Consider the following 12,777-nt stretch of genomic DNA (forward strand, 5'->3'; position numbering starts at 1 on the left):
ATATTATTAGCCCAACATTAAGTCGTGGTGGGTGGGCGATTGCCGTATAGCATCTATAAATTGCCGCACAGCTTTGTAAGAAACAATTTTGTCGGCAAAATGTATTAAAGCCTGTTCGCGTTCGTGGAAACTAACTTGCAAAGTTGTTAATATATTTCCTAAGTGCATTTTCATGTGGCCTTGCTGAATGCCCGTAGTAATAAGCGACCTTACGGCGGCAAAATTTTGAGCTAAACCTACCGAGGCAATCACTTGCATAAGTTCGGTTGCCGATGGGTTTCCTAACATTTCGAGCGAAATACGGGCTAAAGGGTGTATTTTTGTTAGCCCGCCAATTGTGCCAATAGCCAAAGGCAGTTTAATTTCGAAAGTAAACTTATTGTCTTCAATTTTTGCGCTACTTAACGAGCGGTATTGGCCGTCTTTAGCGGCATACGCATGGCCACAGGCTTCAATAGCTCTAAAATCGTTTCCGGTAGCTAATATTACGGCATCAATTCCGTTATAAATACCTTTATTGTGTGTAGTAGCCCGGTAAACATCATTTCGGGCAATATTTAAGGCGCGAACAAATTTTTGAGCAAATTCTTCGGCATTGAGGTCGTCAAAATTACCCAAATCCGACACTGCACATTCAACCCAGGCATGAACCAAACAATCGGGGGTATAATTTGATAAAATTGCCATAATAATTTGAACTTCCTGTTCGTGAATTTCAAATTCCGGATACATTTCAACAGCTTCATCCAATAATAAGGCCAATCGTTCTAACACCGAGTTAATAAAATTAGCCCCCATTGCATCGCAAGTTTCAAAATCGGCTTTAAGTTGGTAATAGCCGGGCTCTATTTCGGGTTTATACAATAGCGACAAGTTTGTTAAACCGCCCCCCCGTTTCTCCATGTTTTCGGTTAGGTCTTTTACGTCGTTTAAGAGTTTGGGCTTGATGTCTTTAAAAAACGAAAACATTTTTACCGGATCGGTTCCGGGCCAATAAAAATGCACATGGCCGGTTTTGGTTACGCCTAAAACTTTGGCTTTAAATCCGCCGCGCTCGTACCAAAATTTAGCGCCACTTGATGCTGCTGCTACTACTGAGCTTTCTTCGATAACCATAGGTACGCAATACGTTTTGTTATTTACCAAAAAGTTAGGGGCTAAACCATAAGGCAAATAAAAATTAGACACCGTATTTTCGCTTAAACCATCGAATAAATGTTGGGCTTCAACATTGGTATGCCAAAAACTGGCAAACTCGCGAACTACTTCAATAGGGTTTGAAGTTAGAAAATTTTTAGCTAACCAAGTTAGTTTTTCGGTTTTCGATAATTTAGAAAACCCGTTTATCATTTTATCTTTTGAACGCATACCTTAAAATTTGGGGCAAAATTACTGCAATTTTGAAGAAATCTTGAAGATTTGTAAAAAAATGACTAAAATAAACGTCAAATTATAGTTTGTAAAGGTTAAACTATCTTTTTAGGCCTATTTTAAAGATTACATAAAACCTAAAAAAACTTATTTTGTTCATATAACAATCAAAATTAGTACTTTTTTAGTTTAGTGCTCTAAAAAAATTAAAAAAATCATAGTCCTTACCATTTCACATCTAAATATTAAGTAACTTTCCGCACGTAAAACAAAACGCCTACTACCTTTGCTCCACAAAATTTATTTTATTTTTTTTATTGATGCCGAAGCAAATTTGCCAATTTACTAAATCACCTGTAATAATTGTAATATATAATGCCAGCCCCTAATCAGTCATCTTTGGTTGCAACCTTACTTGAGCAGTATAATTTTGAAATAAGGCTAAAAGTTCAGCGCATTTTTGGCAAAAATGGGTATAAAATTGCCAATTTAACGCCTTACATCGAACAAGCTCAAACACAATTTGAGGCAAAACTATCAAAACTATTGCCAGAGTTAGCCAATATGAAGGTGCGGCATAAATACGCAGTTACCGATTTATTAAAAAATGTATGTAATAATATCGAAGATACCTATTTGCTGCAAAATAATCATCCTTATTTAATTGAAAAATATCATTATCAAACCCTTACCGTTGTACGCAAACACTTGGCCACCCAAACACAGTTGTCATTAACCGAAAACGACATAGCCGAAAGTATTACGGCCCGATTAATTGAAAAATTAATGCTTGGCGCACTAAAAAATTTTAAAGGTGAGAATGCCTGGTTCAGGACTTATTTATACCGGATTACCAATAATTTGGTGATTGATGAGCTAAGGGCTGCGCAACGCCGGATTGTTACAACTGAACTTTCTGAAACAACTGCCCATACTATTGCCGAGACACCAACCTATAATTACCAAATAGCACAAAATCATGCCGACCTGTTTGAAAAAGCGGTAAAATTATTTTTAAGCACTCCCGACCGCCTTAAATTCAAATTTTGCCTGCGTATTGAATATCGAATGGTATTGCAAAAAGCCGATATTTTATCTTGCTATCCTAATTGCCCCGACAGCCTTTTAGATGATTTATTAACCGATTTTGGCAACGATTACACCGCTTTAAAAAAAGGCGATTTATGGCAAAAATTAGTGGTTTACTTAGCCCAATTATCCGGAAAAGAAGAAGGCATACGCACTTTACAAACCTGGCTCGACAAGCAAAAATTAAAAATAGTAGAGGTTTTATTTAAACGCTCCATTAACATCTCTTCTCTCGAACAAAAACAAGCAATTGATGCCTATTTAGAGGAATTAGTATATAGCGAAAACACAAAGTTTAATTAAAACATATCATCTAATCTTAAACCACCCAAAAAACAAACAAAAATTAAACACTCCAATGGCGTCTAAAAACGTTTAATCGCATGGCTACCGCAAGATATGAAGTTGCCGGCTTAACTAAAATTAGCTGGTTTTTAGGGTAATTGTACTGTCGTGTTTGATATACCACATCAAAAAACCAATTGTGGCGAGGCATATAGGTTATAGTCAGTTGAGTATTCATAACACGGGTAAGCGTACCCTGTAATAATTTGTTATTGTATGGGTTATTTACTGGTACTAATGAGTTTGGCAAAAATATATTACTGCCCACATTGGTACTATCGGTTACATTATCAATGCCTTGTTTATAATATTGCCATTGAGCGGCTATTGTCCATTTTTTGGTTGGTTTGTATTGTAATTGCAACAACCACTCGGCAAAATTAGCGCCTAATGGATGTGCTAACGGTTGGTTATAGTGTGTGTAATTGCCCTCAACGCTGTTGTGGGTATAGGTGTATGGCCTAACGCGGTTATACTCGACCTGTCCGTCAAAATTGGTAATTCCGGCAATATTTATCCATTTTAACCCCGCTTGTATTCCGTGTTTATTACCCCACCATCCGGTATTTAATTGGTCAAAACTAAACTCATCTATAAAAATTTGAGTATAAAACTGACCATGCCGCAAAAAGTTAAAGGTAAAATCAGCTCCAAGCATCACATTGTCGGGGCTACCAAGGTGGTATTCAACAGACCGATAAAAAATTATAGGGTTAAGATATTGCAATTCAAAGCCATGCGTTCGGCCAAAAACTACCCCCTCAAACAAGCCAATATTAGCACGTTTGCCCAAATTTAAGCTTAAATGATGCAAAGCAGCATACTTCTTAGGAGTTAATCCATCCGGATAGGGGTTAAACTGCCCCGTTAACTCCATAAATAAATTTTGATAGTGGATGCGCCAAAAGTCGGTATTTATCCGGAAAAAAAGGTAGGGGGCGGCTTCGTCGCTCAAAAATAACGACCGGATACCATTTCCTATAAAGTTTTTTCCATGCCCAAATTGAAGATGCACGCGGTCAAGAGGTTTCCAGGCAATACTGCCGGCGGCACTTAAATAATCAACCCCTGGCGCAAACAAATTGTCGCCGCCAACCCGCGATTGATAAAACTTAAAACGCCCTTCGCCCGGGATTGCCCTTTCGTTGTTAATTTTCTGATGCAAATAATCGGGAAAAATGGCTTGGGTTTCGGTAATTTGGGTTTCAAATCCTATTTGGTTTCCTACCATACCCCGCAAGGCAAGGCCTCGTTTGTTTACCATGCGCAAGCCCTCGTAGTTAAGGTCTTTACCAATTTCGAAATGCAGCAATGGGTTAAGTTTCACCAAATAATCGGTGTACGATTTGGCATAAAAAAAGTCGGGTTGATATTTATAAAAACGTTTAAACCAAGGCTTTTTGCTTTCTACCAAGCCCCAATCGGCCCACTCGTTATTATCTTTAAAAATATAAAATTGGTTTTGGCGGTCGGCAGCGCGGTAGCGGGCATTCAAATGGTCGTTCATGGTTTCGGCAGCCAAAACCGCTTGCAACCGGGTATAGGGTTTTTGGGTGCTTGCAAAATAGTTGTGTAAACTATCGTTTTTAATGGCAATACGGTCTAAAGTATGGTAGGATTCGGCGTTTTGCAGAGGCATATACGTACTTTGCGCACTTATAGCCTGCATTGTTACAATAATTAGAAAAAAAACTCCGGAAAAAGTAGCTAAATAGCGCATAAGTTGTATATATTATGCTGTTCACAAGATGTGTTTATTATCACCTTCCGGCAACATAATCGGCTAAATACCCAAAATGACTGCCTAACTGGCCATTTTTTGCTATTGCTGCTGCCTCAAGCATGTCGCTTTTTGGTTTTAAAAATTCGGGCAAAACGTAGTCGAGCAGTAATTGGCCAAACACTTCCGAGGCATCGCGGGGCAATTCGTTGGGCAAGTTGTCAACGGCCATAATATCAATTGTATGGGGCAAATAAGGCTGCGTTTCGGTTTGGGTTATGGGGTCGTAGCCATAAACGGGGTTGCTTATGGTGGTGGCGTGGCTTGTAGCGGGCACTGAGCCGTTCATATCGCACGAAATATCGGAAATTACCTTAATAGAAAATTGGGGGCTGGCCATATCGGTTAGGCTAAAATGGCGCTGAATTTTTTCGTTCCAATAAATACCATTAATCAATACATCTGTATTTGTTGTATAGGCGCTAAATAAAGATTTATACAAGTGTGGATTTTCAAAAAAATCGTCTCTATCAAAGGGTTTTGTTTTGCCCTCGTCATCAATCCGGACGTACAAATAAGGCAAACTCAAGTGGGTAAAAACAGGCTGGGTAGCATCAAATTTTCCGGATAAATAGGCTTCGGGGCTAATTTGGGGCAGTTTAATTCCGTTTAAAAATTCGATTGCACCTTTTGCTACGCGCCCTTCGCCAGTTACCACAATACGCATCGAATTGGGCAGTTGAATCTTTTGATATATAGCCAACAACTCGTTATAATTATGGCACTGATGCGCTGGAAGCAAGTTAATTGGCAGTTTAAATTTCCGGATATAAGTTAAAATTCCATTATGTGCGCCTACAATTCCGGCAAATCTACCAAACCCTATTATTCGTTTATGTGTGTCGGTATAGCGCATACATTCATAATCAATAAGCGTAATATTTTTTTGAATGATGGCCTGTAATAATTTTTGGTTATAGGCTTGTTTTTTGGTTGTGTGCGAAAAAAAACAGTAGGTTTTATTTGGAATTAATTGCTCGATTGGCACTTCTTTTACCCCAATTAACAGGTCGCAATGGCTAAGGTCTTTGGTAATTGTAATATTGGCTTGGGCAAGTTCTTGGTCAGTATAGCATCTTACCGCCGACGGCTGCGCAAAAAATTCAACCGGGTGTCGCTGCCTTGCCATTTGGCATTGTTTAGGGGTAAAGGCTACTCGGGTATCGGGCGGTATTTTGCCTTCGCTAATTAAGCCAATTTTAAACATAAAAATAATTATAGGTATGAAATTAAATTTTACAAGACCATTATTTTTAACGGCGGCCAAAGGGGTTCGGCATTTTAAAGCCGCGGTTACCTGCTGCAGCTTGCGTGCTCATCATTTTTCGCATAACCTCGCGCATTTCGGCAAATTGTTTCATAAATCTATCCATTGCCTCGGTGCTGGTACCCGACCCTGCCGAGATGCGTTTGCGGCGGCTTGCGTCAATTATATCCGGATTTGCCCGCTCGTAGGGTGTCATTGATTGAATAATGCACTCTACCTTTTTAAATGCACTGTCGTCTAAATCAACTCCCCGCAGGGCTTGGCTCATACCCGGAATCATGGTTAGCAAATCTTTAATATTCCCCATTTTTTTAATCATTCTGATTTGGTCAATAAAATCATTAAAATCGAATTGATTTTTTTTAATTTTACTTTCAAGTTTTGCTGCCTCGCGTTCATCAAATTGCATTTGGGCTTTTTCAACAAACGATATAATATCGCCCATGCCCAAAATACGTTGCGCCATCCTGTCGGGGTAAAATTGGTCTATACTTTCTGGTTTTTCTCCATACGATATGAATTTAATAGACTTGTCAACAACATATTTTATCGAAAGTGCTGCCCCGCCGCGGGTATCGCCGTCGAGTTTGGTAAGTACAATGCCATCAAAGTTTAAGCGGTCATTAAAGGCTTTTGCCGTATTTACTGCATCTTGTCCCGTCATACTATCTACAACAAACAGGGTTTCGCAGGGGTTGGTAGCTTGTTTAACGGCAGCAATTTCGTTCATCATTTGCTCGTCAATGGCTAAACGTCCGGCGGTATCTATAATTACAACGGGTATATTTTTTTGTTTGGCGTATTCTATGCCATTGAGTGCAATTTGAACAGGATTTTTATTTTCGGGCTCAGAATAAACCTCGGTATTTACTTTTTGCCCCATTATTTTTAATTGTTCAATGGCGGCAGGGCGGTAAACGTCTCCGGCTATTAAAAGGCTGTCTTTTTTTCTATTATTTTTTAAATACCATGCTAATTTTGACGAGAAGGTGGTTTTGCCTGAACCTTGCAGCCCCGATATTAAAATAACTGCCGGATTGCCCGATATGGTAATATCGCTAACAGTGCTACCCATTAATTTGGTCAGTTCGTCGCTCATTATTTTTACCAACAATTGGCCGGGCTGCACGGCAATAAGCACTTTTTGCCCTAATGCCTCGTCTCGTACTTTGTCGGTAAATTCTTTGGCAATTTTGTAGTTTACGTCTGCATCAACCAAGGCACGGCGAATTTCTTTCATGGTGGCAGCCACATTTAATTCGGTAATTTGGCCTTGGCCTTTGAGGGTCTTAAACGCGGATTCTAATTTTTCTTGTAAATTCTCGAACATTATAATAAACAGGTGTTTTTGAAGTAAAAATTGTAAATCTAAAAAAATTATGCGAAAATAAAATAATATATTTAGTTTAAATGAATTTTAAATAAACACATTGATAAACATTGCTTTTTTAAGTTTTGCTTCTACCCTATTGCCATTTTGTTCTAAAAACCCTTATTTTGAGCTTTTATTTATACGCTTTGGCCTTATAAGCAAATACGCTGCAAAGATACAAAAAATTACCCCTTGCCGGCGCTGCCATCAAGGGGTAAACCTAACAAATAAGAATTAGGTACAATAAAAAAACTTGGGGGATAATTTGTGTTAGCCTAAATAGGTTTTAAGTAGTTTACTGCGCGATGTTGAGCGCAGTTTATTTATTGCTTTGTCTTTTATTTGCCGTACTCTTTCGCGTGTTAAGCCAAATTGGTCGCCAATATCTTCTAACGATAAGCTATGCTCAACGCCAATACCAAAATAAAGTTTAATTACATCGCGCTGGCGGTCGGTCAGGGTTGAGAGAGAGCGTTCAATTTCGCGACGCAGCGAGTCCATATACGTCATCCGGGTATCGGTAAGCGGTATATTATTATTTTCTAACACATCTAACAGATTATTGTCCTCTCCCTCTTGAAAGGGGGCATCTATCGAAGTGTGGCGCGAGGCTACACTAAGAGTTGTTTCAACTTCTTCCCTTTCAATGTCTAATAAATCAGCCAATTCGTCTGCCGAGGGTTCGCGTTCGTACTCTTGTTCAAGCTGCGAAAAAGCTTTGTTTATTTTGTTTAGCGAGCCAACTTTGTTTAGCGGTAAACGCACAATGCGCGATTGCTCGGCTAAGGCTTGCAATATTGATTGCCTAATCCACCAAACTGCATACGATATAAATTTAAAGCCCCGTGTTTCGTCAAAGCGTTGTGCGGCTTTAATTAAGCCCAAATTACCTTCGTTAATAAGGTCGCTTAACGATAAGCCTTGATTTTGGTATTGTTTAGCAACCGACACAACAAAACGCAAATTAGCTTTAGTTAGGCGTTCTAAGGCATCTTGGTCTCCGTCTTTAATTTTTTTGGCTAATTCTACTTCTTCTTCTGGTGTTAGCAAGTCCACTTTGCCAATTTCTTGTAAGTATTTTTCGAGCGACTGGCTTTCGCGGTTGGTTATAGATTTGGTAATTTTAAGCTGCCTCATGAAATTGGTTTAATATCCGGATTAGTTTTATAAAATAAAAACAAAAAGGTGGAATTTTGCCACAAAGATACGGCAAATTAGAGGGCTATGCAATAGTCCGGGCAATATTTATCGCATTAGCTTTGCTTTTAAAACTTAGGTAGCAACTATATTTTAAGAATTTGGATTTTACTCCTAAATTCTACAATTAACCCCAACATACCGATGGTTGCTTATTTACTGCCAGTTTGCCCTCAATAATTACTTGTTTAACCAAATCGCTGGCAAATGAGTAGGGTAACCTGGCCAAAGATTGTATAGATTGCGTTATAATTAAATTGGCTAATTTTCCGGATGCAATTGTGCCACATTCGCGCCAAATATCCATAGCATAAGCACCATTAATAGTTACAGCATTAATGGCTTCTTCGGGCAATAATTTCATTTGAATACAGGCCAAACTTAACAAAAACGGCATATTACCCGATGGTGTTGAGCCCGGATTATAATCGGTGGCCAAAGCAATAGGCAAACCCGCCGCTATATATTGCCGGGCAGCGCCATAAGGCAAGCCCAAAAAAAACGAGCACGAGGGCAAAAATACGGGCATTGTGTTTGTGTTTTGCAGGCAATCAATTTCGGCTTGGGTGGTATGCTCCAAATGGTCAACCGACAGGGCGTTATGGCGTACCCCCACTTGCACCCCACCCGATACAGCCAATTGGTTAGCATGTATTTTAGCTCGGAGACCAAATTTTGTTCCGGCTTCTAAAATTTGGTCGGTTTCCTCCGGATCAAAAAAATTGCGTTCACAAAACACGTCAATATAATCGGCCAAGCCTTCGTGGGCAATTGCAGGCAACATTTCGTCAATAATTTGTTGTATATAGCCTTGATGATTATTTTTATAGACGGTCGGATAGGCATGTGCACCCAAAAATGTAGCTTTTATAGGTATTGGTGCGGCGTCCTTAATTTTCCGGATAACGCGAAGCATTTTTAGTTCGGCCTCAACGGTTAAACCATATCCACTTTTAATTTCAACTGCGCCTGTGCCCATGCTTACAATTTCTTCTAAACGCTGCCATGCCAATTCAAATAGCGTTTCTTGTGGGGTAACTTGTAATTTTTGTGCTGAGTTTAAAATTCCGCCGCCCTTTTGGGCGATAGCTTCGTAACTAAGTCCACGAATTTTATCTTCAAACTCGTTTTCGCGGGTGGCGGCAAATACTAAATGAGTATGCGAGTCGCACCATGCGGGCAAAACAAATCCACCCTTAGCATCTAATATTGTTTTTGCATGTTGCGGTTTATTGGGATTGTCCATACTTCCAAAACTTGTTATTCGGCCATTTTCAGTTAAAACCCAAGCATTATCAAGGCAGGGCAAGTTTGCCATATCGGCGCCGGCAACCCATTTTTTGCCTGTATTTGCCGACTCAATTTGACAAAGTTTGGCTATATTTTCAATTAACAAACTATTGCTATAACTCATAAAACTTTTTTTGCTTTTAGGATTAACGGGTAGTGGATAGTGATTAGTGAATAGTGATTAGTGAATAGTGATTAGTGAATAGTGATTAGTGGTTGTGGTATTATGAGGGAGTTAATTTATTTTCGATTTTTTCTATGGTTCACATCCGGAAACGATTAGCACAATTTCTCCTTTAGGTGGATATTTCTCGTAATGCAAAGCCAGGTTTTCAAGGGTATCGCGGCGCACTTCTTCATGAATTTTAGTAAGTTCGCGGCAAACAGCAGCAGCGCGGGCAGGTCCAAATTGGGTGGCTAATTGTTTAAGTGTTGTTGCCAACCTAAACGGCGACTCGTAAAATATAATGGTGCGCACTTCATGCGTCAGCATTTTTAGGCGCGTTTGCCGACCTTTTTTATGCGGTAAAAAGCCTTCAAATACAAACCTGTCGCAAGGAAGACCACTTGCCACCAATGCCGGAACAAATGCTGTTGAGCCAGGCAAACATTGTATCGTTATATTTGCTTTTAAACAGGCACGTATCAACAAAAATCCAGGGTCTGATATTCCGGGTGTACCTGCATCGCTTACCAAGCCCACCGACTGGGCTGTTAAAATATCATTTACCGTTTTGTTTAGTACTCCGTGCTCGTTGTGGGCGTGGAAAGCCCTGAGCGGCACTTTAATTTGGTAATGCTGTAATAGTTTTGCTGTTTGACGAGTATCTTCGGCCAAAATAAAATCGACCTGCCCCAGTAGTTGCAAAGTTCGAAGTGTAATATCGCCTAAATTGCCTATTGGGGTTGGTAAAACATATAAAATGGCCATGCTTGTTTATTGCGAAGCAACAATTTTTATAAACAAAAAATATTGACTGCAAAATTAAGACGTTTTTAGGGCAATAAGTAAAAAAACTGATTTGCTGGTAAAATGTTGTATCCGGATTTAGGTCAATAAAGATAGTACAGTTTTTTTATTTTCTTATCAACTGCGTTGCTTTGGTATAAGCACAAGTATATACTGGTAAATTGTTAAGCAATAAACAAAATAACTTATTTAAATTTGCTGCAAAATTGGCAAACATTGAACATTTTTATTTTTAGTTGTTTTGTATTATGCAAATGCTAAGTTATTGGTTGTACAGAGCAGCAAATGGCTTTTTTGGCCGATTGCCATGGGCTATTTTATACAAATTTTCCAATTTTGTGGCGTGGTTGTTGTTTTCGGTTGTAAAATACAGACGGCAAGTTGTTTTTAATAATTTGAATAACAGTTTTCCAAACAAAACACCTCAAGAAATTACCCAAATTGCAAAAGCATTTTACCAACATTTAGCCGATATAAGTTTAGAGGCTTTTAAATGCGATAAAATGAATAAGCAAATGTATTTAAACAGGCTCAAATTTCTAAATCCGGAAATTTTAACGCCCTATCTTACCTCCGGAAAAAGTATTATTGTAACGATGGGTCATTACGGCAATTTTGAATGGGGGGCTGTTTCCTCGCCCTTAACTTTTACACCCTATACAACTGCGGTAACCCATTCGCCGTTAGCTAATAAACACATCAATCAATACGTCCATAAATATAGGGTGCAGTTTGGGCTAAATTTATTTACAACAAATAATACGGCCACCATGTTTAATACCCTTGTAGCACAAAAATCGGCCTTTTTTATGATGGCCGACCAATCGCCTACAAATTTAAACAAAGCACAATGGGTGCAGTTTTTAAACCAAGATACCCCTTGCCTGCGTGGCCCCGAAAAATATGCCCGGATACACAACCTACCAGTCTTTTTTTTATCCATCGAGCGGGTAAAACGTGGCCACTACCAACTTAATTGTCAATTAATAACCAATACCCCCGCTACCCTTCCCGATGGCGAAATTACCCAAAAATACATGCAACTTTTAGAGCAACAAATAAATAAAAATCCCTCGGAATGGTTGTGGTCGCATAGGCGCTGGAAAAGGAAACGGCAAGCAGTGCCAACTTAAACTCAGTTGTAAGGTTTATAAAAAAGTCGTATCTTGCAAACTTCGTTTTTTATGATACGCTCCTAACAAACCCGAAACACATACAACAATAAAGATAAATAAATGAAAATAATAGAATGTCCGCGCGATGCTATGCAAGGCTTATCCTATTTTGTAAACACCGAACTTAAAATACAGTACTTAAATCAATTACTGAAAGTTGGTTTTGACACGCTTGATTTTGGAAGTTTTGTTTCGCCGTATAAAATACCACAAATGCAAGACACCTCGAAAGTGGTACAAAACTTAGATTTAACCGAAAGCGATACTAAACTTTTAGCCATTATTGCCAATTTGCGCGGTGCGCGGCAAGCCTTAGAATTTGAGCAAATTGCCTGCTTGGGTTACCCGTTTTCTATATCCGAAACCTTCCAAATCCGCAATACCAATACTAAGCAAGAGGAAGCGTTTAAAGTGGTAGCAGAAATTTTTGCCCAATGTCAAAAAAAACAACGCGAATTAGTAATTTATTTATCTATGGGTTTTGGTAACCCGTACGGCGATGTTTGGCACGAAGCCATTGTAGAGCATTGGGTTGACAGGTTTGAAGAAATGGGCATTAAAACGATGTCGTTATCTGATACAGTGGGTGTGGCAAGACCTGCCCAAATTGCCAATTTATTTGCCAGCCTTAGCGCCGATTTTCCGGAAATTGAATTTGGAGCGCATTTACATACCGAAGCAAAAGACTGGCAAGAAAAAATTGAAGTAGCTTACCGCAATGGTTGTACCCGATTTGACGGCGCAATTAAAGGCTATGGCGGCTGCCCCATGGCGCAAAACAGCTTAGTTGGCAATATGCCTACCGAACTTTTAGTGTCGTTTTTTGAGCACGAACGCGCCGATTTTTACCTCAATTTAGATGAATTTGGAAAAGCTATTCTATTGGCCGATACCGTATTTAAATCGCCTAATTAGCTAAAC

The 12,777-nt window shown here is 39.2% G+C and carries 10 protein-coding genes; 3 read left to right on the plus strand and 7 right to left on the minus strand.

The window, feature by feature from the left end; translation table 11 throughout:
- Nucleotides 1–6: 6 nt before the first annotated feature.
- On the minus strand, nt 7–1,368 hold the full coding sequence (locus tag IPI59_15240; protein MBK7528850.1) for a hydroxymethylglutaryl-CoA reductase, degradative: 1,362 nt from the start codon (nt 1,366–1,368) through the stop codon (nt 7–9).
- 378 nt (nt 1,369–1,746) lie between these two features.
- Between IPI59_15240 and IPI59_15245 the strand changes: the two genes are divergently transcribed.
- Nucleotides 1,747–2,763, plus strand: a complete 1,017-nt coding sequence (locus IPI59_15245) for a hypothetical protein (protein ID MBK7528851.1) — start codon at nt 1,747–1,749, stop codon at nt 2,761–2,763.
- A 43-nt stretch (nt 2,764–2,806) separates the two neighbouring features.
- On the opposite strand, the gene IPI59_15250 is transcribed toward IPI59_15245, so the two are convergent.
- The 6 genes from IPI59_15250 to rsmI form a co-directional block, all read right to left on the minus strand.
- Complete coding sequence (locus tag IPI59_15250; GenBank protein MBK7528852.1) at nt 2,807–4,525, minus strand: hypothetical protein; 1,719 nt, start codon at nt 4,523–4,525, stop codon at nt 2,807–2,809.
- 40 nt (nt 4,526–4,565) lie between these two features.
- Nucleotides 4,566–5,792: an alanine dehydrogenase gene (locus IPI59_15255; GenBank protein MBK7528853.1), complete on the minus strand. Its 1,227-nt coding sequence runs from the start codon at nt 5,790–5,792 to the stop codon at nt 4,566–4,568.
- Nucleotides 5,793–5,838: 46 nt separating this feature from the next.
- Complete coding sequence (gene ffh / locus IPI59_15260) at nt 5,839–7,182, minus strand: signal recognition particle protein (GenBank protein ID MBK7528854.1); 1,344 nt, start codon at nt 7,180–7,182, stop codon at nt 5,839–5,841.
- Nucleotides 7,183–7,494: 312 nt separating this feature from the next.
- The gene (locus tag IPI59_15265; GenBank protein ID MBK7528855.1) at nt 7,495–8,361 is read right to left on the minus strand and encodes an RNA polymerase sigma factor RpoD/SigA; all 867 of its coding nucleotides are present in this window, start codon (nt 8,359–8,361) and stop codon (nt 7,495–7,497) included.
- 187 nt (nt 8,362–8,548) lie between these two features.
- Entirely contained in the window at nt 8,549–9,835 is a 1,287-nt protein-coding gene (locus tag IPI59_15270; GenBank protein MBK7528856.1) for an imidazolonepropionase, read from the minus strand.
- Between the two features lie 132 nt (nt 9,836–9,967).
- Complete coding sequence (gene rsmI / locus IPI59_15275) at nt 9,968–10,642, minus strand: 16S rRNA (cytidine(1402)-2'-O)-methyltransferase (protein MBK7528857.1); 675 nt, start codon at nt 10,640–10,642, stop codon at nt 9,968–9,970.
- 287 nt (nt 10,643–10,929) lie between these two features.
- Between rsmI and IPI59_15280 the strand changes: the two genes are divergently transcribed.
- Together IPI59_15280 and IPI59_15285 are read left to right on the plus strand one after the other, a co-directional pair.
- Nucleotides 10,930–11,814, plus strand: coding sequence for a lysophospholipid acyltransferase family protein (locus IPI59_15280; protein MBK7528858.1), 885 nt, complete (start codon nt 10,930–10,932; stop codon nt 11,812–11,814).
- A gap of 102 nt (nt 11,815–11,916) precedes the next feature.
- On the plus strand, nt 11,917–12,771 hold the full coding sequence (locus tag IPI59_15285) for a hydroxymethylglutaryl-CoA lyase (GenBank protein MBK7528859.1): 855 nt from the start codon (nt 11,917–11,919) through the stop codon (nt 12,769–12,771).
- Nucleotides 12,772–12,777: the final 6 nt, after the last annotated feature.

The organism is Sphingobacteriales bacterium, assembly GCA_016706405.1.
Taxonomy (GTDB): domain Bacteria; phylum Bacteroidota; class Bacteroidia; order Chitinophagales; family UBA2359; genus BJ6.

Bases quoted from the DNA above. Each gene is read 5' to 3' on its own strand.
- IPI59_15240 (MBK7528850.1), bottom strand. From the start codon at position 1,368: ATGCGTTCAAAAGATAAAATGATAAACGGGTTTTCTAAATTATCGAAA.
- IPI59_15245 (MBK7528851.1), top strand. From the start codon at position 1,747: ATGCCAGCCCCTAATCAGTCATCTTTGGTTGCAACCTTACTTGAGCAG.
- IPI59_15250 (MBK7528852.1), bottom strand. From the start codon at position 4,525: ATGCGCTATTTAGCTACTTTTTCCGGAGTTTTTTTTCTAATTATTGTA.
- IPI59_15255 (MBK7528853.1), bottom strand. From the start codon at position 5,792: ATGTTTAAAATTGGCTTAATTAGCGAAGGCAAAATACCGCCCGATACC.
- ffh (MBK7528854.1), bottom strand. From the start codon at position 7,182: ATGTTCGAGAATTTACAAGAAAAATTAGAATCCGCGTTTAAGACCCTC.
- IPI59_15265 (MBK7528855.1), bottom strand. From the start codon at position 8,361: ATGAGGCAGCTTAAAATTACCAAATCTATAACCAACCGCGAAAGCCAG.
- IPI59_15270 (MBK7528856.1), bottom strand. From the start codon at position 9,835: ATGAGTTATAGCAATAGTTTGTTAATTGAAAATATAGCCAAACTTTGT.
- rsmI (MBK7528857.1), bottom strand. From the start codon at position 10,642: ATGGCCATTTTATATGTTTTACCAACCCCAATAGGCAATTTAGGCGAT.
- IPI59_15280 (MBK7528858.1), top strand. From the start codon at position 10,930: ATGCAAATGCTAAGTTATTGGTTGTACAGAGCAGCAAATGGCTTTTTT.
- IPI59_15285 (MBK7528859.1), top strand. From the start codon at position 11,917: ATGAAAATAATAGAATGTCCGCGCGATGCTATGCAAGGCTTATCCTAT.